The 26,175-nt window shown below is 59.1% G+C and carries 20 protein-coding genes and 1 tRNA gene; 17 read left to right on the forward strand and 4 right to left on the reverse strand.

Features of this window, described 5'->3' with window-relative positions; genetic code table 11:
- Positions 1 to 10: 10 nt before the first annotated feature.
- The 5 genes from MTP43_RS00145 (at position 11) to MTP43_RS00165 (ending at position 6,414) form a co-directional block, all read left to right on the forward strand.
- Entirely contained in the window at positions 11 to 1,084 is a 1,074-nt protein-coding gene (locus tag MTP43_RS00145; protein WP_006735249.1) for an aldose epimerase family protein, read from the forward strand.
- 448 nt (positions 1,085 to 1,532) lie between these two features.
- Positions 1,533 to 2,558, forward strand: coding sequence for a UDP-glucose 4-epimerase GalE (gene galE / locus MTP43_RS00150; protein WP_006735254.1), 1,026 nt, complete (start codon positions 1,533 to 1,535; stop codon positions 2,556 to 2,558).
- A gap of 161 nt (positions 2,559 to 2,719) precedes the next feature.
- A complete protein-coding gene (feoB, locus tag MTP43_RS00155) occupies positions 2,720 to 5,062 on the forward strand; it encodes a ferrous iron transport protein B (protein WP_249234957.1) in 2,343 nt (780 codons plus the stop codon).
- Between the two features lie 139 nt (positions 5,063 to 5,201).
- A complete protein-coding gene (locus MTP43_RS00160; RefSeq protein ID WP_006735258.1) occupies positions 5,202 to 5,636 on the forward strand; it encodes a MarR family winged helix-turn-helix transcriptional regulator in 435 nt (144 codons plus the stop codon).
- Between the two features lies 1 nt (position 5,637).
- Positions 5,638 to 6,414, forward strand: coding sequence for a sulfite exporter TauE/SafE family protein (locus MTP43_RS00165; protein WP_015537111.1), 777 nt, complete (start codon positions 5,638 to 5,640; stop codon positions 6,412 to 6,414).
- Between the two features lie 256 nt (positions 6,415 to 6,670).
- On the opposite strand, the gene tig is transcribed toward MTP43_RS00165, so the two are convergent.
- Complete coding sequence (gene tig / locus MTP43_RS00170; RefSeq protein WP_117530226.1) at positions 6,671 to 7,975, reverse strand: trigger factor; 1,305 nt, start codon at positions 7,973 to 7,975, stop codon at positions 6,671 to 6,673.
- A 256-nt stretch (positions 7,976 to 8,231) separates the two neighbouring features.
- Between tig and sdaAB the strand changes: the two genes are divergently transcribed.
- From sdaAB to MTP43_RS00185, 3 genes are all read left to right on the forward strand, one after another.
- Complete coding sequence (gene sdaAB, locus MTP43_RS00175; protein ID WP_006735266.1) at positions 8,232 to 8,912, forward strand: L-serine ammonia-lyase, iron-sulfur-dependent subunit beta; 681 nt, start codon at positions 8,232 to 8,234, stop codon at positions 8,910 to 8,912.
- Between the two features lie 3 nt (positions 8,913 to 8,915).
- The gene (gene sdaAA, locus MTP43_RS00180) at positions 8,916 to 9,791 is read left to right on the forward strand and encodes an L-serine ammonia-lyase, iron-sulfur-dependent, subunit alpha (RefSeq protein WP_055186617.1); all 876 of its coding nucleotides are present in this window, start codon (positions 8,916 to 8,918) and stop codon (positions 9,789 to 9,791) included.
- Between the two features lie 208 nt (positions 9,792 to 9,999).
- Positions 10,000 to 10,076 (forward strand) — tRNA-Arg (locus MTP43_RS00185).
- A 681-nt stretch (positions 10,077 to 10,757) separates the two neighbouring features.
- On the opposite strand, the gene MTP43_RS00190 is transcribed toward MTP43_RS00185, so the two are convergent.
- The gene (locus MTP43_RS00190) at positions 10,758 to 11,012 is read right to left on the reverse strand and encodes an HPr family phosphocarrier protein (RefSeq protein WP_006735298.1); all 255 of its coding nucleotides are present in this window, start codon (positions 11,010 to 11,012) and stop codon (positions 10,758 to 10,760) included.
- 24 nt (positions 11,013 to 11,036) lie between these two features.
- Positions 11,037 to 12,959 (reverse strand): PTS mannitol transporter subunit IICBA, encoded by a 1,923-nt coding sequence (locus MTP43_RS00195; protein WP_006735300.1) that lies wholly within the window; start codon positions 12,957 to 12,959, stop codon positions 11,037 to 11,039.
- 397 nt (positions 12,960 to 13,356) lie between these two features.
- On the opposite strand from MTP43_RS00195, the gene MTP43_RS00200 reads away from it, so the two are divergent.
- From MTP43_RS00200 to MTP43_RS00225, 6 genes are all read left to right on the forward strand, one after another.
- Positions 13,357 to 15,363 carry a BglG family transcription antiterminator gene (locus MTP43_RS00200; protein WP_173016317.1) on the forward strand — a complete coding sequence of 669 codons (2,007 nt, stop codon included), beginning with the start codon at positions 13,357 to 13,359 and terminating at the stop codon, positions 15,361 to 15,363.
- On the forward strand, positions 15,348 to 16,460 hold the full coding sequence (locus MTP43_RS00205; RefSeq protein WP_006735302.1) for a zinc-binding dehydrogenase: 1,113 nt from the start codon (positions 15,348 to 15,350) through the stop codon (positions 16,458 to 16,460). The genes MTP43_RS00200 and MTP43_RS00205 overlap by 16 nt, the downstream gene beginning before the upstream one ends.
- A 48-nt stretch (positions 16,461 to 16,508) precedes the next feature.
- Positions 16,509 to 17,267 (forward strand): DeoR/GlpR family DNA-binding transcription regulator, encoded by a 759-nt coding sequence (locus tag MTP43_RS00210; protein WP_015537129.1) that lies wholly within the window; start codon positions 16,509 to 16,511, stop codon positions 17,265 to 17,267.
- 13 nt (positions 17,268 to 17,280) lie between these two features.
- A complete protein-coding gene (gene nagB / locus MTP43_RS00215) occupies positions 17,281 to 18,009 on the forward strand; it encodes a glucosamine-6-phosphate deaminase (protein WP_006735306.1) in 729 nt (242 codons plus the stop codon).
- Positions 18,010 to 18,443: 434 nt separating this feature from the next.
- Positions 18,444 to 19,124, forward strand: coding sequence for a TetR/AcrR family transcriptional regulator (locus MTP43_RS00220; RefSeq protein ID WP_015537131.1), 681 nt, complete (start codon positions 18,444 to 18,446; stop codon positions 19,122 to 19,124).
- 28 nt (positions 19,125 to 19,152) lie between these two features.
- Entirely contained in the window at positions 19,153 to 20,562 is a 1,410-nt protein-coding gene (locus tag MTP43_RS00225; RefSeq protein WP_249234958.1) for a hypothetical protein, read from the forward strand.
- Positions 20,563 to 20,771: 209 nt separating this feature from the next.
- Here MTP43_RS00225 and MTP43_RS00230 read toward each other — a convergent pair whose 3' ends face one another.
- On the reverse strand, positions 20,772 to 20,921 hold the full coding sequence (locus MTP43_RS00230) for a hypothetical protein (RefSeq protein WP_337926933.1): 150 nt from the start codon (positions 20,919 to 20,921) through the stop codon (positions 20,772 to 20,774).
- 120 nt (positions 20,922 to 21,041) lie between these two features.
- On the opposite strand from MTP43_RS00230, the gene MTP43_RS00235 reads away from it, so the two are divergent.
- From MTP43_RS00235 to MTP43_RS00245, 3 genes are all read left to right on the forward strand, one after another.
- Positions 21,042 to 21,752, forward strand: a complete 711-nt coding sequence (locus MTP43_RS00235; RefSeq protein ID WP_113620621.1) for a LytR/AlgR family response regulator transcription factor — start codon at positions 21,042 to 21,044, stop codon at positions 21,750 to 21,752.
- A complete protein-coding gene (locus MTP43_RS00240; RefSeq protein WP_113620622.1) occupies positions 21,749 to 23,023 on the forward strand; it encodes a GHKL domain-containing protein in 1,275 nt (424 codons plus the stop codon). The genes MTP43_RS00235 and MTP43_RS00240 overlap by 4 nt, the downstream gene beginning before the upstream one ends.
- Before the next feature lie 247 nt (positions 23,024 to 23,270).
- Positions 23,271 to 26,123 carry a glycoside hydrolase family 3 N-terminal domain-containing protein gene (locus MTP43_RS00245; RefSeq protein ID WP_113620623.1) on the forward strand — a complete coding sequence of 951 codons (2,853 nt, stop codon included), beginning with the start codon at positions 23,271 to 23,273 and terminating at the stop codon, positions 26,121 to 26,123.
- Positions 26,124 to 26,175 lie beyond the last annotated feature (52 nt).

Here is a 26,175-nt window from a genome sequence, read left to right on the forward strand (position 1 = left end):
GCGAGGCCCAATGGCACAGATCCGTTCCAAGCCCTTCGGTGTGACCAAAGAGGGCGCTAATGTTACCGAGTACATCCTCTCGAACCCCGGCGGTATGTCCGTCAGTGTGCTGGATTACGGCTGCGTGATCAAAAATATCATCGTCCCGGCCAAGAATGGCCCGGTGGATGTGGTGCTGGGTCACGACACCATGGCAGATTACGAGAACGACTTCACCTCGTCCGGCAGCACCTGCTGCGGTGCCTTTGTGGGACGCTACGCCAACCGTATCGAGAACGCCGTCTTTACCTTGGGCGGCAAGACCTACCAGCTGGAAAAAAACAACGGCGAAAACCACCTGCACGGCTGTTTTTCCCGGAAAATCTATGAGGTGAAGTACTTCGGCGACACCCTGCTGATGGAGGCTGTAAGCCCCGACGGCGAGGACGGCTTTCCCGGCACCCTGAAGATCGCGGTACGCTATACCCTCACCGACGACAATACCTTCCGCATGGACTACCGTGTGTCCTCGGACGCTGACACGATCGTAAACCTGACCAACCACAGCTACTTCAATCTGGACGGCGGCGGCGATGTGCTGAACCAGAAGCTGCGCATCTACGCCTCCCGCTATCTGGAGGGCAACAACGCCACCTGCCCCACCGGCAACATCCTGCCCGTGGTGAACACCCCCATGGATTTTACTGCCGGTAAGACCATCGGCAAGGAGATCGACACCGGCTTCCCCCAGACCACCATGGTGGGCGGCGGCTACGACCACTGCTATGTCATCGACCGCGCACGCGGCTCCAGCCAAAGCATCTGCGCATGGGCTACCAGTGATAAGACCGGCATCAGCATGAAGCTGTACACCACCCAGCCGGGCATCCAGCTGTACACCGGCAACTTTTTGCAGGACTGCCCCGCCCCGGGCAAGGGCGGCGAGCCCATGCGGAAGTACGGCGGCTTTGCCTTGGAGACCCAGCACTATCCGTGCAGCCCCTCCCACCCGGAGTTCCCCTCCACGGTGCTGCGGGCAGGCAAGGTGTTCCGCGCTACCACCACCCTGCGGTTCTTCACCGGCAAGCAGTGCGGAAAGCTTTAAAAATGATACACCATGCAAAAACGTCTGCTTCGGCAGACGTTTTTTGCGTGGTGGGAGGCTGCGCCTTGCGCCCTCTCAGTCAAAGCCTGTCGGCTTTGCCAGATTCCCCCTTTTGTCACCGCAGGTGACAAAAGGGGGAATCTGGCGCGGGAGCGCCTGAGAGGGCGTGCTTCCCCGGGGAAGGTGGCATCGCGCAGCGATGACGAAAGGGGTGTCCTCCGTCTCCATTTCTATGTTTTGCACAAACAGCGCATTCTCTCCATGTGAAAAGTGCGAAAAATCTCTGTCAATCAAAAGTGTAATGCGCGAAGATGCAACAAAAATACATCTGAATAAAGAAAGCGCCCCTTGCAGTCGGCGGCAAAAAGCGGTATGCTTTAAGCAGACCGGGCAGCGCCCGGCGCAAAGAGATAAAAGTGATAATACGATATGAGAGAGGTACTCGGCTATGGCAATTTTGGTTTCCGGCGGTGCCGGCTACATCGGCAGCCACACCTGCATCGAACTGTTGAACGCTGGCTACGATATCGTGGTGGCAGATAACTATTATAACGCTTCTCCTGTGGTTCTGGATCGGGTCAAGCAGATCACCGGCAAGGATTTCCGCTTCTACAAGGCAGACATGACCCGCCGCGAGGACGTGGAGAAGATCTTCTCCGAGTGCCCGGACATCACCGCCGTCATCCAGTTTGCAGCCTACAAGGCTGTGGGCGAGAGCGTGTCCAAGCCCATCGAGTACTACTACAATAACCTCAACTGCACGCTGGTCATTCTGGACGTGATGCGCCATCATGATTGCCATAACTTCGTGTTCAGCTCCTCCGCTACCGTCTACGGCGACCCCGCCAGTGTGCCCATCACCGAGGACTTCCCTGTGGGTGCTACCACCAACCCCTACGGCACCACCAAGGCCTTCACCGAGCGCATTCTGCAGGACGTCTGCAAGGCTGACCCCAGCCTGAATGTGGCGCTGCTGCGCTACTTCAACCCCATCGGCGCCCACAAGAGCGGCCTGATCGGCGAGGACCCCAACGGCATCCCCAACAACCTGATGCCCTACATCGCCAAGGTGGCTGTGGGCAAGCTGGAAAAGGTGCACGTCTTTGGCAACGACTACCCCACCCCGGACGGCACCGGTGTGCGTGACTACATCCACGTTGTGGATTTGGCCCGGGGTCATGTGTGCGCCATCCGCAAGCTGGAGACCGGCTGCGGCCTCTTCATCTGCAATCTGGGCACCGGCAAGGGTTACAGCGTGCTGGATGTCATCCACGCCTTCTCCAAGGCCTGCGGCAAGGAGATCCCCTACGTCATTGATCCCCGCCGCCCCGGCGATATCGCCGAGTGCTACGCCGACCCCACCAAGGCCAAGAACGAGCTGGGCTGGGTGGCTGAGTACGGCATCGAGGAGATGTGCGCCGACAGCTGGAACTGGCAGAAGAACAACCCCGATGGCTACCACACCGTGAAGTAACAATGATTTGAATCGGAGCACCGCATATTCTCGCCTGAGAGTGTGCGGTGCTTTTTTTGTGTCTATATTCTCTATTGACATCCGCTGTCAGTTAGCCTATACTACATTTGTTAACACGGACTAACACACAAGAACAGTACATATAAAAGAAGGCAACGGATATGACGTTAAAAGAGTTACAGATCGGCAAAAGCGCCATAGTGGAGGCCGTGGGCGGTGCAGGCGCACTGCGGCAGCACTTTCTGGATATGGGTCTGATTCCCGGGGCGGAGGTCACGCTGGTAAAGCTGGCGCCCATGGGCGACCCCATGGAGCTGCGCATCCACGGCTATGAGCTGACCCTGCGTCTGGACGACGCGGCACAGATCATCGTGACCCCCACCGAAAAGACCCCGGCGGTGCACGCCCCGGTGGACGGAAAAATGGTGGAGCACCCGGGTCTTGGTGAGGGCGGCAAGTACCACACCAAGGAGGGGGAGCATCCCCTGCCGGAGGATAAGACCCTGACCTTTGCGCTGGCGGGCAACCAGAACTGCGGTAAGACCACCCTGTTCAACCAGCTCACCGGTTCCAACCAGCACGTCGGTAACTTTCCGGGCGTGACGGTGGACCGCAAGAGCGGTGCCATCAAGGGGCACCCGGAGACTGAGGTCACCGACCTGCCGGGCATCTATTCCATGTCCCCCTATTCCAGCGAGGAGATCGTTACCCGACAGTTCATCATCGGCGAAAAGCCCACCGGCATCATCAACATCGTGGACGCCACCAACATCGAGCGCAACCTCTACCTGACCATGCAGCTGATGGAGCTGGATATCCCCATGGTGCTGGCGCTGAACATGATGGACGAAATGCGCGGCAACGGCGGCACGGTGCGCATCAACAAGATGGAGGCGATGCTGGGCATCCCGGTCATCCCCATCTCTGCCGCCAAGAACGAGGGCGTGGACGAACTGGTAGACCACGCCGTCCATGTGGCAAAGTATCAGGAGCGCCCCGGGCGCATGGATTTCTGCAGCGAGGATGACCACGGCGGCGCGGTGCACCGCTGCATCCACGGCATTTTGCACCTCATCGAGGATCACGCCAAGGCGGCGGGCATCCCGGTGCGTTTTGCCGCCACCAAGCTGGTGGAGGGCGACCCCCGCATTGAGGAAGCGCTGAAGCTGGACCCCAACGAAAAAGAAATGATCGAACATATCATCGTGCAGATGGAGCAGGAGCGCGGGCTGGACCGCGCCGCCGCCATTGCGGATATGCGATTCTCCTTTATTCAGGAGCTGGTGGCGCAGACGGTGGTCAAGCCCCACGAAAGCAAGGAGCAGCTGCGCTCCAACCGCATCGACAAGTTCCTCACCGGCAAGTACACCGCCATCCCGGCGTTTATCGCCATCATGGGTCTGGTGTTCTTCCTTACCTTCAACGTCATCGGCCTGTTCTTCCAGAACCTCATGGAAATGGGCATCGACGCCCTGACCGGCGTTGTGGACACCGCCCTGACCAACTGGAACGTCAACGCGGCGGTGCACTCGCTGGTCATCGACGGTATCTTTACCGGCGTGGGCAGCGTGCTGAGCTTTCTGCCCATCATCGTGGTGCTGTTCTTCTTCCTCTCCATGCTGGAGGATACCGGCTACATGGCGCGTGTGGCCTTTGTGATGGATAAGCTGCTGCGCCGCATCGGCCTTTCCGGCCGCAGCATCGTGCCCATGCTCATCGGCTTTGGCTGCACCGTGCCCGGCGTGATGGCAAGCCGCACCCTGCCCTCGGAGCGCGACCGCAAAATGACCATTCTGCTCACCCCGTTCATGAGCTGCTCCGCAAAGCTGCCCATTTACAGCCTGTTTGCGGCGGCGTTCTTCCCCAAGTACGCAGGGCTTGTGATGGTGCTGCTGTACTTCACCGGCATTCTGGTGGGCGTACTGGCGGCGCTGCTGCTCAAGAGCACCGTGTTCAAGGGCGAGGCCGTGCCCTTTGTCATGGAGCTGCCCAACTACCGCCTGCCCGGCCTGAAGAACGTGGCGCAGCTGCTGTGGGAAAAGGCCCGGGACTTCTTGCAGAAGGCCTTTACGGTCATCTTTGCCGCTACCATCGTCATCTGGTTCCTGCAGAACTTTGACCTGCAGCTGCGGCTGACCGCTGACCCGCAGGCCAGCATTCTGGCGCGCATCGCGGGCGATATCGCCCCGCTGTTTGCCCCGCTGGGCTTTGCAGACTGGCGCATCTCCACCGCCCTCATCTCCGGCTTTATGGCCAAGGAGAGCGTGGTGTCCTCGCTGCTCATCCTCTTCGGCTCTACCGCTGCCCTGACCGCAGCCCTCACCCCAGCGCAGGCTGCACCGCTGCTGGTGTTCTGCCTGCTGTACACCCCCTGCATCGCGGCAGTGGCCTCGGTCAAGCGGGAGCTTGGCGGCAAGTGGGCAACCATCATGGTGGTGAACCAGTGCGCCGTGGCATGGCTGTGCGCCCTGCTGGTGCGTCTGGTCGCCGTGGCACTGTTCTGAACGCAATCATCATATTGAAAAAGAGAACCGGCGCGTCCGCAGGACGTGCTGGTTCTCTTTTTCTCTTGACATCTCCCTGCATCTGCACTATAATACTTCAAAAATGAACTGTCCATAAAAAGACAAAAAGGAGCGCCGCATGAACCCTACCATAGAGATCAGCTTCAAGACCGCGCAGGCGTACAGCGCCATGTGCAAGCCGCTGTGTCAGGAACTCAAGCTGCCCCAGACCGCCTTTGACATCCTGATGTTTCTGGCAAACAACCCGGACTGCACCACTGCCCGGGATATCGTGGAGATCCGCAAGATCAAAGCGAACCTTGTGTCGGTAAACGTGGATCGTCTGGTGCAGGAGGGGTATCTGGAGCGCCGCGCCGTGGCGGGCGACCGCCGCAAGACCCAGCTGCTGTGCACCGAAAAGGCGCAGCCGGTCATCGCACGGGGGCGCGAGGTGCAGGAGCGCTTTTTTGCCCGCCTGCTGGACAACACGGACGCTCCCACCCGGGAGGCGTTCTTCCGCACCATGGAGGTCATCGGGAAAAATCTGGACGAGATCTTAAAGGAGAATGGATAAAATGCACTTGCTGTTTACGGTGCTTGTCACCTTTTTTGCCGGCATGGGTGCCGGCCTTGGCACCGGCTTTGCCGGTATGAGCGCGGCGGCGGTCATCAGCCCCATGCTGATCACCTTTCTGCACATGGACCCCTACATGGCGGTGGGCATTGCCCTTTCCTCGGATGTGCTGGCCAGTGCGGTGTCTGCCTATACCTACCATAAAAACAAGAATCTGGACATCAAAAACGGCCTGATCATGATGGCAAGCGTGCTTGCCTTTACGGTGGTGGGCAGCTGGGTGGCCAGCAAGATGCCCTCCGCCACCATGGGCGGCTTCTCGGTGTTCATGACCTTCTTGTTGGGTGTCAAGTTCATCCTGCGCCCGGTCATGACCACCAAGGAAGCCATGCAGGGGGTCAGCGCGCAAAAGCGTGCGGTGCAGTCGGTGGTGTGCGGCGTGCTTATCGGCTTCATCTGCGGCTTTATCGGCGCGGGCGGCGGCATGATGATGCTGCTCATCCTCACCAGCGTGCTGGGCTACGAGTTGAAAACTGCCGTGGGCACCAGCGTGTTCATCATGACCTTTACCGCCCTGACCGGTGCGGTGTCCCACTTTATGATCGGCGGCACGCCTGATTGGCTGGTATGGGGCTTGTGCGTGGTGTTCACCCTGCTGTGGGCGCGCATTGCCGCCGTGTTTGCCAACAAGGCCACTCCCAAGACCCTGAACCGCGCCACCGGCGTCGTGCTGGTGGTGCTGGGCGTGGTCATCATGGGCTTCAACCTTCTGACCTGAAAAACGATTTAAATGCGCGCCGCGCTGCTCTGCGCATAATCAGCGGAAGTATTATTCTTAAATAGATCAATGCCGGGCGGTCTGCGGACCGCCCGGCATTGCATTTTCACGGGAAAGGTCGTAAAGGAGAACTGCATTCCTTTCTGTGAAAAATGAACCGGGAAAATCCGCAGATTTTCCCGGTTCTCAAATTTAAAATTGTTTTTCCTCTATTGATGCGCAGAGCAGCGCGGCGCGCATTCCAAACCGTCAGCGCTTACTTGCTCTCTACCTTTTCCTCGATGGTGGAGTGGTCGATGACCCAATCGGCAGCCTTGCGGATGCCCTCGTTGCGGCGCAGGGCAGCAACGTCGGTGCCTGCCTTGATCTCCTCCACCGTCTTTTTAGTCTTTTCGGCGCGCTCAGCCAGCTGCTTGTCGATCTCCTCATCGGTGGGCAGCAGGTTCTCCTGCTGTGCGATCTGCAGCAGTGCCATGCGGGCGCGGGTGTTCTTCTCTGCGGCGGCACGCACCTTGGCAGTAAAGCTCTCGCGGGTCTCGTGGATCTGGCTCAGATAGGTGGTCAGGCTCATGCGCTGCATCTGCAGCTGCTGCTGGATGACCTGCATCTGCTGCTGGTAGGCGTTTTCCACCAGAATGCTGGGGATCTCGCCCTCAGCGGCATCAGCCAGCTGACCAAGGATCATGTCCTTGGCATGGTTCAGCGCACCGCCGTGGCGGCCGTCGAACAGCTGCTGCTTCACGAAGGCGCGGTACTCCTCCATGGTCTCCTTGCCCATCTTCTTGGCAAAATCGCTGTTCAGGGCGGGCAGCTGACGCACGCACACGTCATGCAGCTTGATCTTGAACACGACAGGCTTGCCGGCCAGCTCCTTGTTGGGGTAGTTCTGGGGGAAGGTGACGTTGATCTCGAACTCGTCCCCTGCCTTGTGGCCCAGAATGCCGTCCTCGAAACCGGGGATCATGCGGCCGCTGCCCAGCTGCACCGACTGGTCCTTTGCCGTGCCGCCCTTAAAGGCCACACCGTCCAGAAGACCCTCAAAGTCCATGTGCACCACATTGCCCTTTACAGCGGGGCCCTTGTGGGGCACCAGCTCTGCGGCGTAGTTGCGGCGGCGCTCCAGCACCGTGTCGATCTCCTTGTCGGTCACCTCCGGGGTGACGCACTGGGTGGTAAAGCCGGTGGTCTTGGTCAGCTTCAGCTCGGGCTGCAGCGCCACGGTGGCGGTAGCCACAAAACCCTCGTCCTTTTTCACGCTTACCAGATCGTAGCTGGGATCATCCACCGGCGCAAAGCCGTGTTCCTTCAAAGCAGCCTCGTACAAAGCAGGCACATCCTGATCCATCAGGTCGTTGATGGCATCGTACCAGAAGGTGTGCTCGCCGCGGTCAGCCTCGATCTGTGCGCGGTCGGCCTCGCCCTTCTGGAAGCCCTTGATGGTATAAGTGGCGCGGGTGCGCTCATAGACCGCATTGGAGGCGGCCTCCAGTTCCTCAGCCGTAGCGCTGAAGGTCATTTTGCAGACACTCTTTTCAGGAGTTTCCACGCTTACCAGTTTCATAGGATCTACCCTCCGTGTTGTTCCCTTGGCGGCGGGGCGGCGCTGCCAAGGCAGCAGCCGGAACGCCATTTTGGGGACATTTTCAAACATTAATAAAGTTATTATAGCACAAGTGCAGCAAAAGCGGTATAATAAACTTGATAAAAATGTGCCGTTTTGGCAATTTTAGTCCATTCAAGCAGGAAAAAAGCGCGTTTTGCGGCAGCAGCTGCCGCGCAAAAGTGGGAAAACCCTCAGGAAAGGAAGGCTGTCCCCTATGCGATTATTTGATGTTCTGGGCCCGGTGATGATCGGACCCTCTTCCAGCCACACCGCCGGTGCGGCAAAGATCGGCTATACTGCACAAAAGCTTCTGGGCGAGGTACCGGCGCAGGCAGACATTGGCCTGTACGGCAGCTTTGCCACCACCGGCAAGGGGCACGGCACCGACCGCGCATTGGTGGCGGGGCTGCTGGGTCTGCGCCCGGACGACCCCCGCCTGCCGGACAGCTTTGCACTGGCCGCGCAGCGGGGGATGCAGTTCAGCATCCACCCGGTAGAGCTGCGCTCTGCCCACCCCAACACCGCCGTGCTCACCCTGACCAGCCGCACCGGGCGGCAGCTTTCGCTCAAGGCGGCGTCGGTGGGCGGCGGACGCATCCGCGTCACGGAGATCGACGGCGTCCCGGCGGATTTCGGCGGGGACAGCAACACCCTCATCATCCACAACGAGGACACCCCCGGCTGCATTGCCGAGGTGACCATGGCGCTGGCACTGCGGCGCATCAATATCGCGTCCATGCAGGTGTTCCGCGCCGCTGCGGGCGGCTATGCGGTGATGGTGCTGGAGTGCGACTCCCACATCCCTCACGCGCTGGAGCGGCAGCTGGCGGTGATGCCGGGTCTGCTGAAGGTGACCTGCCTGAACGTGGACGAGCCGGAAGAAACGGAGGAATGAGCCATGGCATTTTTGTCCTGTGAAGAGATGCTGGCTGCCGCCCGCAGCCAGAAGATCACGCTGGCAGAAGCGGTGCTGCGCAGCGATCTGGAGGAGAGCCGCCTGACCGAGGCGCACAGCCGCGCCGCCATGCGGCATTTGTGGCAGGTGATGCAGGCCACCAGTCAGGAATACGACCCCGCGCAGCGCAGCCGCAGCGGCCTTTCCGGCGGCGATGCCGCCAAGGTGGAGCAGGCGTGGCAGCAGGGACGCCTGCTGGGCGATGATTATCTGGCCGCAGTAACAGCGGAAGCCCTGAAGACCGCCGAGTGCAACGCCTGCATGAAGCGCATCGTGGCCGCGCCCACGGCGGGCAGCTGCGGGGTGCTGCCGGCGGTGCTGCTGCCGCTGGCGCGCGCCGGGCAGGCAGACGAGGAGGCCGTCTGCGACGCACTGTATGTGGCGGCGGGCTTCGGGCAGGTCATCGCCGCCCGCGCCACGCTGGCGGGCGCAGAGGGCGGCTGTCAGGCCGAGGTAGGCGCAGCCAGCGCCATGGCCGCCGCCGCCCTGTGTAACCTGAAGGGCGGCACCCCGGAGCAGTGCGCCGCTGCCGCCGCCATGGCACTGGGCAACCTGCTGGGTCTGGTCTGCGACCCCGTGGCGGGTCTGGTAGAGGTGCCCTGCATCAAGCGCAACGTGGTGGGCGCGGTGAACGCGGTCTCCTGCGCCAACATGGCACTGGCCGGGGTGGACTACGCCATCCCCTGCGACGAGGTCATCGACGCCATGGGCCGCGTGGGCAGTCTGCTCTCCCCCGACCTGCGCGAGACCGGTCAGGGCGGCCTTGCCGCCACCCCCACCGGTGTAAAAATCGCCCGTCAGCTGGCGCAGGAGGGCTGAGCGCCACGCCCACTCTCCCCCGCCCGGCGGGCAAAAAGCGGCCGTAGAAGCCGCTTTTTGCGCCGATGCGGCAGAAGAATTACAGAAAAGCCGCAGTAAAATCAAAGAAAAGACGTTCTTTTTTGGAAAATATAAAAATATTTTAAAAAAGCTGTTGACAAACCTCGCCCTTCGTGATAAAATACATCATGTTCCGAACGGAACGTATGCGTTGGTAGCTCAGCTGGATAGAGTGACTGACTACGAATCAGTAGGCCGGGGGTTCGAGTCCCTTCCATCGCACCAAATAATGAAAATCCGAACCTTTTCTCAATAGGAGAAGGGTTCGGATTTTTTGTTTCTTCGGAAAGCAAAATGCCGCGTTTGCGCAGCAACAAAAGCCCCAGTGGGGCTTTTGAGCGACCGAACGGTCTTGCGTTAGCAAGATGGAGGGGCCTCCGCCCCGACAAGTGACCATAAAAGAAAAATACCGCCCACGCAGCGCAGCGATGGATTTTGTCGGGTGAAGTAAGCGGCAAAATGAATCGGGTGTGTTGCGGGACGGTAAGTTCTTTCGTGGACTTTTCCTCACGGAAGTGGTGGGTCTCACGGTGATAACCGACCACTTTCTGTGCCTGTGTTCAAAATGAACACGACCACATTTTGTGGGTGGTTTCAAACCAATCCACAAAGACGGTGGGATTTACAGGAAAAATACTACTGTATGTGAAATTCGTCAAGAGGGTTTTGGAAAACCCCTATTCTCACACTCATCCACCCTATCATGTGGGAAACCACGGGCATGATCTTGTGATCATGAGTTCTCCCAAAATGCTGACCCCAAATGAATACGATGTGTTTTTCAGCTTTCTGGAAAACACGGTGATGAAAAACGCATACTGACAGTAAAACCGCTCCGAACGTTCTGCCCGGAGCGGTTTTGCGTCAGCAGTATTTATGCAGAATGGTCATAGACGGAGGGAGAAGTCATGCGTCCTTGCACAGCTTGGTCAATTCTTCGATGGCGGCATCCTCGTCCGGGCCATCGGCGGCGATGGTCACGGTCTCGCCGCACTTCACGGCCAGACCCATTACGGCAAAGATCTTCTTCATGTCGGCGACTTTGCCGTTCTTAGTCATAGTGACTTTGCTCTCAAAGCCTTTGGCAGCTTTGCTCAGGATACCGGCGGGACGGGCGTGCAGACCTTCTTTGTCCTGAATGGTGATATCGATGCTCTTCATAAAAATCTCTCCTTTTTGGAATCGTTATTGTAAGTGCTCCAGCACATAGTTCATATCGGAAGTGGTCTTGAGCTGTTCCAGCGCATCCTCGTCTTCAAGGATCTCGCAGACATTGCCCAGCAGGTCAAGATGGTCGTTGCCGACACCGGCAATGCCGAACACGAGGTAGGCTTTTTCATCGCCGAAGTCCACGCCCTGCGGATATTGCAGCAGGACAACGCCGGACTTTTTAACGGTGCCCTTCTTCTGGCTGGTGCCGTGGGGAATGGCTACGCCCATGCCCATGTAGGTGCTCACCAGCTTTTCGCGCTCCACCATGGCATCGGCGTAACTGTCATCCACATAGCCCCGCTTTGCCAGCAGCGCACCGGCGGCACGGATGGCCTCCTCCTTGGTGACGGAGGGCAGACCCAGCTGGATGTCCTCCGCCTGGATCTTCATCACGGAACCGTTGGCTTTGGAAGCCTCGGTCACGGCAGCCGCCAGAGGGGCTACGGCTGCATTGCGCAGGTCGGATACGATCTCCTCGTTGGCGGCAGCTTCGGCCTTGGCATCCAGTGCCGGGGAAGTGGAGGTCAGTGCGTTGTACAATGCGTCCAGATGCGGATCTGCAAGGAAGTTATCCAATGTAACAAGCTGTGCCTGCGGGGCGCACTTGGCGGCGCGGTCAGCCAGAACGCGCTGGCAGACCACTACGTCCGCGTCGGCGGGGATGGTATCCACGCTGGAGTTGGTCACGGTCAAGTCGGGGCGCTCCGCCTTAATGCGGTTGTGGAACTTGGTAGCACCCATGGCGCTGGAACCCATACCGGCATCGCAGGCAAAGACGATCTTGCGGATCTGGCCGACATTTACGGCAGTAGGCTCGGGGATCTCGCCCTTAGCCTGTGCCTTCATCTCCTTCATTTCGTTCTGGGCGTCGGTCAGGCTCTTGGTGTGACCGGAGGTCGCTTTCAGAATGACCGAGGACAGAACAAAGGAAACAGCACCGGCGATGACAACGCCCAGCAGAACGGTGAGAATGGAATCCCGGGGAGCCATTGCCATGTAGGCGATGATGGAACCGGGAGAAGCAGGACCGGACAGACCTGCACCGGTCATAGAGTAGAACAGGATGGCACAGAAGTTGCCCACGATGGGGGCGATGATGATCACGGGATTCATCAGGATGTAGGGGAAGTAGATCTCGTGGATGCCGCCCAGCAGGTGGATGATGACAGCACCGGGAGCGGACTGGCGGGTGGTGTCGTCCTTGCAGAAGAAGCAGTAGGCCAGCAGGACACCAAGACCGGGACCGGGGTTGGCTTCCAGCATATACATGATGGAACGACCGGTCTCAGCAGCCTGACTTGCACCGATGGGGCTGAAGATGCCGTGGTTGATGGCGTTGTTCAGGAACAATACCTTGGCAGGCTCAATAAAGATGGACACCAGCGGCAGCAGGCTGTGTGCCACAAGGAAGTCCACACCGGCGGTCAGCACAGTGAGGATGGCGGTCATGAACGGGCCGATGACGTAGTAGCCGAGGATGGCCAGCAGCATACCCAGAATGCCGATGGAGAAGTTGTTGATCAGCATCTCGAAACCGGCGGGGATATGGCCTTCCACCTTCTTATCGAACTGCTTGATGACCCAGCCGGCCAGAGGGCCCATGACCATGGCGCCCATCAGCATGGTGTAGTCCGAGCCGCAGATGCAGCCCACCACGGCGATGGCGGCGATGACACGGCCGCGGTCGCCTGCAATCATCTTGCCGCCCTGCCCTGCAATGAGGATGGGCAGCAGGTAGGTCAGCATCGGGGAGACCATGCTGGCCAGCTTTTCGTTGGGGAACCAGCCCGCTTCAATGAACAGAGCAGTGAGGAAGCCCCACGCGATGAATGCGCCGATATTCGGCATGACCATGCCGCTGAGGAACTTGCCAAAGCGGGAAACAGCGTTTTTCATTTGTAGCTCTCCTTTTTCACTTGAAAGGCAGGCGGTGCAGCTCCTGTGGCATGGGAGCTGCGGCCTGCGGACGGTTGTTCGGAGGAGCTTTCGTTTCGTTCTGGCACTATTCTAGCCGATACTGCGCCGGATTTCAATGGTGACAAGCGGTGGGGTTGTCACCGGAGGATGGTGACACCAGTGGGCTGATACGGCAACATTTCCAATGGATGCGCGGGTGATTTGTGCATATTTGCTGATGCGCCGGGATACAAGACGGGAACAAGGAAGCTTTTGTCACCGGGCAATGGTGACAAAAAACACACAACTTCTTTTCTGCGTTGGGGGCTGGCAGACGGGGTGGCACTATGCTACAATAGAAGCAATGGGTAACTTTTGGGAAAAGGAGAGAAGCAACATGGGTGCGGTGTATCGTGAGGAACTGTCGGCAAATGCACGGAAGCTGATCGAGCAGCTGCTCAGCCTTCCGCAGGGCTGGGTGACGGCGGCGGCGCTGGCTGAAAGCATCGGGGTCAGCCGCCGCACCGTGCTGCGGGAGCTGCCCGCTGTGGAGCAGTGGATGCAGGCTGCCGGGGCGCATTTTGTGCGGAATCCCGGCAAGGGTCTGCTGCTGGATGAAGCGCCGGAGCGGCGAGACGCACTGCGCACCCAGCTGAACAGCGGCGACAGGAAAGAACTTTCCCGCGCAGAGCGGCGGCAGCAGCTTTTGACAAGGCTGCTCAGCGAGCAGGAGCCCTGCAAAACAGCGGTACTGGCACGGGCGCTTGGCGTTTCGGAAAGCACGCTGTCTGCAGACTTGGATGAACTTGAGACCAAGCTACACCCCTACCGGGTGGAGATGTTCCGCCGCCCCGGCGTGGGGGTCTGGCTGCAGGGGGATGCTTCTTCCTACCGGAGGGTGGTGTCTGCCCTGTTGCGCAGCAGTATGCCGGAAAAGGAACTGGCAGAGGTGCTCTGCGGACGGATGCCGGAAAACGAGATCTTCTCGACCCTGCTGGATACAAAAACGGCCGAAAAGGTCTGGGCGGCTTTGCAGCAGTTTGAACAGGAAGAACAGCTCCATCTGCCGGATGCAGGCTTTCTGGCGCTGGCGATCCATTGCACCCTGACCATTCAGCAGCTGCGGCAGGGCGGCGACAAGGGCAGCGCCCCCAGAGGGCTGCGCCCGGCGGGCAATCATGCTGCCCGGCTGGTGGCGGCGCTGAACCGCGCCTTCGGGCTGACCCTGCCGCCTGAGGAAGCGCAGTATCTGGAACTTTATCTCGCTGCTTATCTGGGCGCAGAGGATCCTTGGGGCAGTGCGCAGGAGATGGAACTGCGGAATCTGGAAGCCGCCCTTATCCGGGAAATGGAAAAGGCGCTGCACACAGACCTTTCCGGTTACACCTCCCTGCGGGATGACCTGTACTGCCACCTGCGCCCCATGCTGCTGCGGGTGGAGCAGAACATTCGTACCGAAAACCCCCAGCTGGACACCATCCGCACCGCCTACCCCGGCCTGTGGAAAGCCACCCGCGCCGCCTGTGATGCGGTGCAGCAGCAATTCGTTCTGCCCGCCATCTCGGACGACGAAGCGGCCTACCTTGCCATGCACTTTGGCGCAGTGCTGGAACAGAATGCCATGTTCCGGCTGCGGCTGCGGGTGGTAGTGGCCTGTCCGCTGGGCATGGGTTCCAGCCGCTTTCTGGCTTCCCGGCTGGGAAACGAGTTTCCCTCTTTGCAGGTAGAGGGGTGCTGCTCGGTGCGGGAGCTGAACACTGCCGACCTGCGTCGGAGAAAAATCGACTTCATTATCTCCACCGTGCCGCTGGAACTGGATTACCCGGCGGTGTGCATCAGCCCTTCCCTGCTGGAGCCAGACCGTGCCGTGCTGAAGGACGCTATCACGCGGTACAGCCAGAACCGCGCAGAACCGGAACCGGCGGTGCAGCCCGTGCAGGATACAGCCTGTGCAGGCTCCAAGTTGCAGTATTATGCGCGCCTGACCCGGTCCATGACCGGGCTGCTGGAACATCTGACCATCCAGTCCGTCAAGGTTCCCGGCAGCCGCGCTGCCCTCATCCATGCAGCGGCGCAGCTGTTCTGCCCGCAGGAAGCGGACGCCCGGCTGGTGGAGCAGCAGCTTCGCCGCCGTGAAACGCTGGGCGATACCTACATCAAATCCCTGTATGCCCTGCTGCTCCATTGCAGGACAAGTGCGGTAAAGGACTGCCGCTTGGGCTATCTGCAGGCACAGCCGCCGGTCTATGAGCCGGGGCGCATCGTGCTGGGGGCACTGGTGCTGCTGGCCCCGGATGACGGGAACGGCGTCCCGGTGGAGGTCATGCAGAATGTCAGCGGGCAGCTGATCGAAACGCCCCGGCTGATGGAGGCACTGCGCACAAGCGTGTGCATCCGGATGTAGCCGAGCACCCCGCCATCATGGGTCACGAGTTCGCCGGTGATATCGTCAAGGTGGGCAAGGCGCATCAGGACAAGTTCAAGCCCGGCATGAAGTTCACCCTGCAGCCCGCCCTGAACTACAAGGGCACCATGTGGAGCCCCGGCTACTCCTACGAGTTCTTCGGCGGCGACGCCACCTACTGCATCATCCCTGCCGAGGTCATGGAACTGGGCTGCCTGCTGGAGTACAAGGGCCGTGCTTACTACGAGGCTTCTCTGGCCGAGCCTATGAGCTGCTCCATCGGTGCTTTCAACGCCGCCTACCACACCAAGATGGGTGTGTACCATCACGATATGGGCATCAAGAAGGGTGGCAAGCTGGCGATTCTGGCCGGTGCAGGCCCCATGGGCCTGGGTGCTCTGACCTACGCACTGCACCGTGATGTGCGCCCCGGCATGGTGGTGGTCACCGATATCAACGAGGATCGTCTGGCCCGTGCGGAGTCCCTCTTCCCCCCGAAGGAGGTCAAGGAGAAGGACGGCATCGACCTGTACTTCGTCAATACCGCCAACATGGCAGACCCCGCTGCCGAGCTGCGGAAGCTGACCGGCGGTACCGGCTTTGATGATGTGTTCTGCTACGCCCCCATCGCGCCGGTGGTGGAGCTGTCCAGTGCTGTACTGGGTCGTGACGGCTGCCTGAACTTCTTTGCAGGCCCCACCGACAAGCAGTTCAGCGCCAAGATGAACTTCTACGATGTGCACTACAATTCTACCCATGTCATGGGCACCACCGGCGGTAATACCGCCGACATGATCGAGTCGCTGGAACTGACCGCCGCTAAGCGCATCGATCCGGCTGTGATGGTCACCCACATCGGCGGTCTGAACGCCGCTGCTGAGACCACCCTCAACCTGCCCAAGATCCCCGGCGGCAAAAAGCTGATCTACACCCACCTGACCATGCCCCTCATCGCCCTGACCGATCTGCGTGCCAAGGGCGAACAGGACAACGACCCCCGCTATACCGCACTGGCTGACATCGTGGATGCCCACAACGGCCTGTGGTGCCCGGAAGCAGAGGAATATCTGCTGGCAAACTTCAACCCGGAGGACTAAGCAGAACGTGCCATGGGACAGGACAAACGCAGACAGGAGGAATCCCCCATGGAACAACGCCGCAATCAAATCGTGGAGCTGGTGAACCGCAAAGGCAGCATTAGCTTTGCCCAGCTCAAGGAAGCTTTCCCTTCCGTTTCGGAAATGACCCTGCGCACCGACCTGAAAGCACTGGATGAAGCCCGCCGTGTGGTGCGGGTGCATGGCGGTGTCAAGTCGGTGGAGCAGGTGGTAGGCACAGACGACCTGCTGAGCCGCCGTGCCGCCCGCAATGCCGAAGCAAAGCAGATCATTGCCGAAAAAGCCGCTGCTCTGCTGCGCCCCAACACCACCCTGTTTCTGGATTCCGGCAGCACCGCCACAGCAGTGGCCCGGTGCATCCCGGATCAGCCCATGCTCATCTACACCAGCGGCCTGAGCTGCGCCATGGAGCTGGCAAAGCTGGAAAAGCCCAATGTATCCCTGCCGGGCGGCAGACTGAACCGGTTCAGCCTGAGCGTCTGCGGTGCACAGAGCATCCAGACGATGGAGGGCATCAACTTTGATCTGCTGCTGCTGGGCGTGACCAGTTACAGCCCGGAAACCGGTTTTACCTGCGGCGTGGAGGATGAAGCACGGCTCAAGCAGACCGTGCTCCGCCGCTGTGACTGTGAGCAGAAAGCCGTGCTGCTGGATTCCTCCAAGATCGGACTGAAAAGTACATTCCACATCTGCGAGCTGTCCGATATTGATATTGTGATCTCGGACGGAAAGCTGCCCGTAGAATTTTTACAGGCCTGCCGGAACGCAGGCGTAACGGTACTATAAAAGGAGCGTTATTATGAAGATCATCCGCGCAAAAGATTATCAGGATATGTCCCGCAAAGCGGCCAACATCATCTCCGCACAGGTCATCATGAAGCCGGACTGTGTACTGGGTCTTGCCACCGGCGGCACCCCGGTGGGCACTTATGCCCAACTGGTGGACTGGTACAACAAAGGCGATTTGGATTTCTCCGAGGTCACTACTGTCAATCTGGACGAGTACCGCGGCCTGCCCAAGGAGCATCCCCAGAGCTACTGGTATTTCATGAATGAGAACCTGTTCAGCAAGGTGAATATCGACCCGGCCAAGACCAACCTGCCGGACGGCACCAATCTGGACACCGCCGCTGAGTGTGCCCGTTACAACGGTATCATCCACAAGCTGGGCGGCATCGACCTGCAGCTGCTGGGCATCGGCCCCAATGGTCATATCGGCTTCAATGAGCCGGGCGAAGCCTTTGAGCTGGAGACCCACTGCATCGACCTTGCTCCCACCACCATCGAAGCCAACAAGCGCTTCTTTGACGGCAACGAGGCCCTTGTCCCCAAACAGGCATACACCATGGGCATCAAGACCATCATGCAGGCACGCAAGGTGCTGGTGGTAGCCAACGGTAAAGCCAAGGCACAGGCCGTCAAGGACGCCGTGACCGGCCCTGTGACCCCTGCCTGCCCCGGCAGCATCCTGCAGCTGCATCCGGACTGCATCCTTGTGGCAGACGAGGAAGCACTGAGCCTGCTGTAAACTCCCAAAGCCAACTTCTTCATTTACCATAACTTTGCTTAAGATCCAACCAAAGCACAGAAAGGGCCGGACTCGTTGCACGGGTCCGGCTCTTTCTGTCAGAAATAAGATTTATCTTGCAATCTTACGCAAAGAGCAACTCCAAAAGAGCCGTCATGGAGATGGTGGGTTCGCCTGCTGCGGGATTTACGCTGAAAATACGCTGAAAAGAGGTCACCCCGATCGGTGGCCTCTTTTTTGCTGCCGCGAACTGTCTGGCTGCGGCAGCGGATAACAGCAATGTCCATTGCGCTTTGTTTTGCCCGGATGCGCACCCGCAGAAAGCTCTCCCTCGTCAAACTGCCCAAAATACGGCCTTAAAAGTTTACTTGACACAATTTTCAAATCAATATATAATTGGGTCAGAGACCAATTATAGAAAAGGATGATTTCCAATGGCGCGCAGATACGACAGCAAAGAAGCAAAACGGCGGATCCTGACCGCCTGTGTCCGGCTTTTTCTGGAAAAAGGCTACACGAACACCAAGGTGGCAGAAATTTTAAAGGAAGCAGATGTTTCCGCCGGGTCGTTCCAGAATATTTTCCGCACCAAGGACGGTGTGCTGACCGAGCTGATCGGCATGATGTTCAGCAGGCAGTTCGGCGCGGTAAGGCCGCTGGCGGCAAACGCCCCCTCGCCGGTGTACCTCTACGCGGTGGAGACGGCTTTGCAGCTGGCGGTGACCGAGCTGAGCGAGAATCTGCGGGATATCTATGTGGAAGCGTACACCTTCCCCGCCACGGCGGAGATCATCCACCGCAGCACCACGGCCGAGCTGCAGGCGGCGTTCAGCGCGTACCTGCCCGGGTGCGCCGAGTGCGATTTCTACGAGATGGAGCTGGGCACGGCTGGCATGATGCGCGGCTACATGGCACGGCGGTGCGACCCCTACTTTACACTGGAGCGCAAAATACGGCGCTATCTGAGTATGAGTCTGAGTGCGCTGCAGGTCCCCGCGCAGGAGCGCGAGCAGGTCATCGCTTTTGTGGCGGAGATCGATATGCTTGCCCAGGCGCGGAAGGTGGTAGATGCCGTGCTTGCATCGCTGTCCGTGCAGTTTGATCTGAAAGGATAACAAGGTTTGATGACAAGGAGGGAGTAACATGAAAAAATGGCTGATCCGGTGTTTGACGGTGCTGGCAATGGTGTGCCTGATACCGGGGATCGTGTTAAAAGCGGCGGCAGAAACAACCACGGTGCGCTGCAAAAACTGTGGGAGTACGGAGACACGTGAGATCCTCGGATACAGAAAATATGATTCGAACAGTCATAGGGTTTATGTAACTGAATGCCAGAACTGCCACAACGATGGCAATGTTTCGTATTTAAAGGTACATACCGGCGGTACCGAAACGCCCACCTGCACCAAAGGCAAAACCTGCGAAAAATGCGGCGCGGAATACGGCGAAAAAGACCCAAATAATCACGATTTGGTGCATCACGATGCAAAAGCCCCCAGCTGTACGGAAATCGGCTGGAACGCTTACGAAGCCTGCTCCCGTTGTAACTATACCACCACCTATCAGGAGCTGCCCGCACTGAACCATGATTTGGAGCAGCACGCAGCAAAAGCCCCTACCTGTACGGAACCCGGCTGGGATGCTTACGAAACCTGCTCCCGCTGCGACTATACCACCCGCAAAGAGCTGCCCGCGCTGAATCATGCTCTGGAGCAGCACGCAGCAAAAGCCCCTACCTGTACGGAAATCGGCTGGGATGCTTACGAAGCCTGCTCCCGCTTCGGCTGCAACTATACCACCCGCAAAGAGCTGCCCGCGCTGAATCATGATTTGAAGCAATACGCAGCAAAAGCCCCTACCTGTACGGAAATCGGCTGGAATGCTTACGAAACCTGTTCCCGCTGCGACCATACCACCTATACAGAACTGCCCGCGCTGAACCATGATTATCAGGCTGTTACCGTAGCCCCCACCTGTGAAGCAGACGGCTATACTGTTTTTACCTGCAGCCGCTGCAAAGACAGCTACACCGCAGACCCGACCGATCAGCTGGGGCACCAGTTCGGTGCATGGTCCCCGAACGGAACCGGCTCTCAGAGCGCCAGTTGTCTGCGGCAGGGCTGCGCGCACACTGGCAGCACGGATTGCCGGAAGTTTACTTTCCGCACTGCGGAAGGCGAAACGCTGACCTTCTGCCCCGTGTGCGGGCAGGCAGAAAACGCCGCGCAGCTGGAAATGATCGAAGCGGCAACGGCGTGGGCTAACAGCGGCAGTCTTTCTGCGGAGGATGTGACCGCACGGACGAACGGGGAATACCTGAGTGTGGCCTTTGAAACCGCAGGCAGCCTGACGCAGCCCACCGGTCGGGTAAGGCTCGCGCTGCCCGCCGGATTGCTGGAAGGCAAAACGCTTGTGCGCATTGCCCCGGACGGCACACAGACGGAGATGCCTTTTGAAACAGAGCGCGGAACGATCATCCTTACGCTGGATTTTGCAAACAGCGAGCTGCCCGTAATGCTCTTCCGGCTGGTACCCCAGCCCACCGCCCTCTGAACGCTTTTGCAGCGCGCAAACGATAAACCATAAAATGCCCGCCCACCGTGGTTTTCCACAGGTGGGCGGGCATTCTTTTGTGCCTTTTTGGGCATAAAAATACCCCCGGAGGATGCAGCGTTTTTTACGCTGTCTACTCTGGGGGCAGGATAGCAAGCGCTGCGCGGCAGCTCCCGGAAGCGGACACTGTCTTGCTGAAAAAGCACTTCCTAGCGCTGCTCCTCCGGCGGGCAGCAGCTCTCCCGGGGGATGAGCTTGTGCGGCACGATGATCTTTGTGGCCAGAAGGTTCGGGTTCTCGATGTGGTTGATGGTCTGGCTGGCAGCCTCCATGCCCAGCTGGTAGGGGTTGACGTCCACGGTGGTCAGCTGTGGGCTGCCCTGCCCTTTGTTGCGGAGTGCCCCTTGGCAAACCGGACGGGATTGCGCTATAATAGAGCCGTAACAGTTCCACAAAGGTGTGGTAAGGGAGGTGCGGTCATGATCCGGGTGGCGATCGTAGAGGACGACGCGGAGGTACAGGGGGTATTGCAGGAGTATGTCCGGCGGTATACCCGGCAGTACGGGACAGAGTTTGAAGTGACGGTCTTTGCGGACGGCGTGGATATTCTGGAGGATTACCGCGCGGTCTACGACATTATTTTTCTGGATGTGGAGATGAAGCATCTGGACGGCATGACCACGGCCGAGCGCATCCGGCAGATGGATGCAGACGTCATCCTGATCTTCATCACCAATATGGCGCAGTACGCCATCCGGGGCTACTCGGTGGGAGCGCTGGACTATGTGCTGAAGCCGGTGCCCTACTTTGCCTTTTCGCAGCAGCTGCTCAAGGCGGTTGCCCGGCTGGAAAAGCGGGCAAAGCACTACCTGACCGTGCCGGTGGAGGGCGGGCTGCGCCGGCTGGACACCGCAAGCATCTATTATCTGGAAAGCGAGGGGCACCGGGTGCATTTTTATACCGATGAGGGCGATTTTTCCGCCCCCGGCACCCTCAAGGCCTTTGAGGAAAAGCTGGCAGACTGCCCCTTTGCCCGCTGCAACAGCGGCTATCTTGTCAATCTGGCACAGGTGCGGGAGCTGCGGCAGAGCACCGTGCAGGTGGGCCCCTGCGAGCTGCAGGTCAGCCGCCCCAAGCGTAAGGCTTTTCTTGCCGCACTGACCGATTACATCGGAGGTGAAGGCTCATGACCGCGCTGCCGGATATCCCCCGGCTGTACACCGCCCTTGCCGAGTGTCTTGCGGTGCTGCTGTTCACCCCGGCGCTTGCGCCCCGCTTTTCCAGAGCGGTCACCGGGGGTGTCACCCTGCTGTGGGCGGCGGTGCTGTCGGCCTTTCTGGGGCTGACGGGCGATGTGCCCGGCGGGCTCTGGATCCCCTGCATGGCAGCGGCCATCGGGTTTTCCTACCTATATCTATGGGGCATGTGGAACATCACTCTGCTGGAAGCCGGGTATCACTGCGCACGGGCGTTTATTCTGGCAGAGCTTGCCGCCAGCGTGGAGTGGCAGCTGCACTGCGCCCTCTGGCCCGCCCGCGGCCCATGGGAGCCGCTTTCTTTGCTGTTGCTGGCACTGGTGTATGGGACGCTGTTCGGCATCATGTGCTATCTGCAGCACCGCCGTCCCCAGCCCGCCGGGCACTTACAGATCGGCGGCAGCGCCGCCCTGACGGCGGTCATGCTGGCGCTGACTGCCTTTGCGGTAAGCAATCTGGGCTTTCTGCCCGGCAGCGAGATCAACATGAGCATTTTTTCCATCCGCACTCTGGTGGATTTTTCCGGCGTGCTGATCTTATCTGTGCAGCACGAGCAGCTGCAGGAGAACGCTTTGCACAGCGAGCTTGCCGCCATGGACGAGGTACTGCACCGCCAGTACGAGCAGTACAAGCGCAGCAAGGAGGGCATCAACCTCATCAACCGGCGGTACCATGAGCTGAAAGTCCAGCTTGCCCGCATCCGGGAGGAGCAGGACCAGACCAAGCAGAACGCTGCCATTGCCGCCATGGAGCAGAATATCCGCCAGTACGAGGCCGAGAACAAGACCGGCAACCCGGTGCTGGATACCCTGCTCACCGCCAAGACCATGGAATGCCAGCAGGAGAATATCACCATCACCAGCGTGGCGGACGGCAGGATGCTGGGCTTTCTCACCATCCGGGAGCTGTGCACCATCGTGGGCGTGGCGCTGGACAACGCCATTGCCGCCGTGCGCGCCGAGCCGGACCCCGAAAAGCGGCTCATCAAGGTGGCGGTGTACAGTCAGGGCGGCTTTGCCATGCTGCGGTTCGAGCATTATACAGAGGCCGCCCCGGCACTGGATGCGGACGGTCTGCCAAAGCAGGGGTCGGACCTGAAAAGCGTCCGCACCACCGTCGGGCAGCACGGCGGCAGCATGACGATGCACTGGGAAAACAACTGGTGCACCCTGCGGATCTTATTTCCGCTGCCCCAAAAGCAATAATATTTTTACGGCAGGCATCCCCTGCCGTTTTTTGTATTTAGCAAGGTGCACAAATGCAATGCGGTGATATTTGTGTATTAGCACAATAAAATTTGAAACCTTATTGTAACTTTTGCAAATTGTGTACCCAAAACGACAGATTGTGAACAAACTGAAAATTCTCCGTCAAGTTCTGGTATCATAAAATCAAGCTGGCAGGGGTGTCCCCTGCCGTTGTCCGATTCGACAAAACAAGGAGGAGAAAACTATGTTGTCCATCAATATGGATGACGTCATCAAGGTTCTCAACTCGATCAAATCGCAGTTGATCGGCTTTGGTGTCGTAGCAGTTCTGCTGATCGCAGTCATGATCGCCTGCCGTAAGCAGAGCAAGTCCAAAAAGTATCTGATCCGCTGGCAGGCGGGTCTGGGCATGGTGCTGGCGCTGGCTATCACCGTGAACCTGATCCTGACCGGCCCCATGTACTCCATGGTCACCCTTGCCACCGGCGGCGGCAAGGTCAGCGAGGAGAACGTGGCATCCGCTACCCAGCTGTGCGAGAACATTGCCGATGAGGGCATTGTTCTGCTGGATAACGACGGCACCCTGCCCATGGCCAAGAACAGCAAGCTGAACGTCTTTGGCTGGGCTTCCACCAACCCCTGCTACGGCGGCACTGGTTCCGGTGCACTGTCCGATGCTTATCCCACCGTCACCCTGCTGGAGGGCCTGAAGAATGCCGGCTTTGAGCTGAACACCGAGCTGAGCGACTTCTACACCTCCTACCGTGCAGACCGCCCGGAGGTGGGCATGTTCTCTCAGGACTGGACCCTGCCGGAGCCGGAGGCTGCACAGTACACCGACGAGATGATGAACAACGCCAAGGCTTTCTCTGATACCGCCATGGTCGTCATCACCCGCGTGGGCGGCGAAGGTGCTGACCTGCCCACCGATGTGTCTCAGGTCACCTACGACGCAGGCCACAGCTACAACGACTTTGAGCCCGGCGACCACTACCTGCAGCTGTCCAAGACCGAGAAGGACATGATCGATCTGGTCTGCAAGAACTTTGATAAGGTCGTTGTGGTCTACAACGGCGCCAACGCCATGGAGCTGGGCTGGGTCAAGGATTACAGCCAGATCAAGAGCGTTGTCTGGTGCGCAGGCACCGGTCAGAGCGGCTTCAACGCACTGGGCTCCATCCTCTGCGGTGATGTGAACCCCTCCGGCCGTACCATTGATACCTTTGTGTACGACCTGACCCAGACCCCCACCGCGAACAACTTTGGCAACTTCACCTACACCAACATGGACGAGTTCAAGGCCAGTTCCTTTGGTGCTGATACCATCCCCGCCTTTGTCAACTATGTTGAGGGCATCTATGTGGGCTACAAGTTCTACGAGACTGCTGCCGCAGAGGGCCTCATCGACTACGACAAGACTGTGGTGTATCCCTTCGGCCGTGGCCTGAGCTACACCACCTTCACCCAGACCCTGAACAGCGTTACCGAGGCTGACGGCACCATCACTGTGGATGTCACCGTCACCAACACCGGTTCTGCCTCCGGTAAGGAAGTCGTGGAGGTCTACTATAATCCTCCGTACACCAACGGCGGCATCGAGAAGGCTTCTGCAAACCTGATCGGCTTTGCAAAGACTTCCGAGCTGGCTCCCGGTGCTTCCGAGAACGTCACCGTTACCTTCAAGGCCGAGGATATGGCCTCCTACGATACCTACGGCAAGGGCTGCTATGTGCTGGAAAAGGGCGATTACGTCATCAGCATCAACGCCGATTCCCACACCGTTCTGGACTCCAAGGTCTACAACGTGGCTTCCGACATCGTCTACGACGCTTCCAACAAGCGTGAGAGCGATGTGGAGGTCGCCGACAACAAGTTCGACTTTGCCGAGGGCAATGTGACCTACCTGTCCCGCGCCGACGGCTTTGCGAACTACGCCGAGGCTACCGCTGCTCCCGCAGACTTTGAACTGCCGGCAGAGGCTAAGGCAACCTTCTACAACAACTCCAACTGGAACCCCGAGGACTTCAACAACGCCGACGATGTGGCTCCCACCACCGGTGCCAAGAACGGCCTGAAGCTGAAGGACATGGTGGGCGTGGATTACAACGACGCCCAGTGGGATACCTTCCTCGATCAGCTGACCGTATCCGATATGGACAGCCTGATCGCTCTGGGCGGCTACCAGTCCGTTGCCGTTTCCTCTATTGGTAAGGTTCAGGCCATCGACTGCGACGGCCCCGCCTCCATCAACAACAACTTCACCCAGCAGGGCTCCATCGGCTTCCCCTCCGCTGTGATGATCGCAGCTACCTGGAACACCGATCTGGCACACGACTTCGGCACCTCCATCGGCAAGATGGCGGACGACATGGACGTTTCCGGCTGGTACGCACCGGCTATGAACATCCACCGCTCCGCTTTCGCAGGCCGTAACTTCGAGTACTACTCTGAGGACGGCGTGCTGTCCGGCGCAATGGCTGCCAATGCCATCATGGGCTCTCAGGAGCAGGGCGTCTACGCCTTCATGAAGCACTTTGCTCTGAACGATCAGGAGACCAACCGCTGCGGTATGCTCTGCACTTGGTCCAACGAGCAGGCCATCCGCGAGATCTACCTCAAGCCCTTCGAGATCTCCGTCAAGGATGCAGACTGCCACGCGGTCATGTCTTCCTTCAACTACATCGGCACCCGCTGGACTGGCGGCTGCAAGGAGCTGCTGAAGAACGTCCTGCGCGGCGAGTGGGGCTTCGTGGGCTTCGTCGAGACAGACTACTTCGGCGTCTCCGGCTACATGACTGCTGACCAGTGCGTCCGCAACGGCAACGACCTGATGCTCTGCACCACCGGCAACGACTTCAACACCGTGACCGTGCTGACCAACAGCAGCAAGCAGGCCCTGCGCGAGTCCGCAAAGAACATCCTCTACACCGTGGTCAACAGCCGTGCATACGCAGAGGAGAACCTGAACCCCGGTATGGCAAAGTGGCAGATCGTCCTGATCGGTGCCGATGTTCTGGTGGCTCTGCTGTTCGTGACGCTGGAAGTCAAGACCCTCAAGGGCTACAAAAAGCGCAAGGAAGAGGAAGTCAACGCCTGATCTAGGGCAAGACGCTCTGAACGTTTGCAGCACCTGAACTGAAACCAGACCA

It is taken from the genome of Faecalibacterium sp. IP-1-18, from assembly GCF_023347355.1.
Classification (GTDB): domain Bacteria; phylum Bacillota; class Clostridia; order Oscillospirales; family Ruminococcaceae; genus Faecalibacterium; species Faecalibacterium prausnitzii.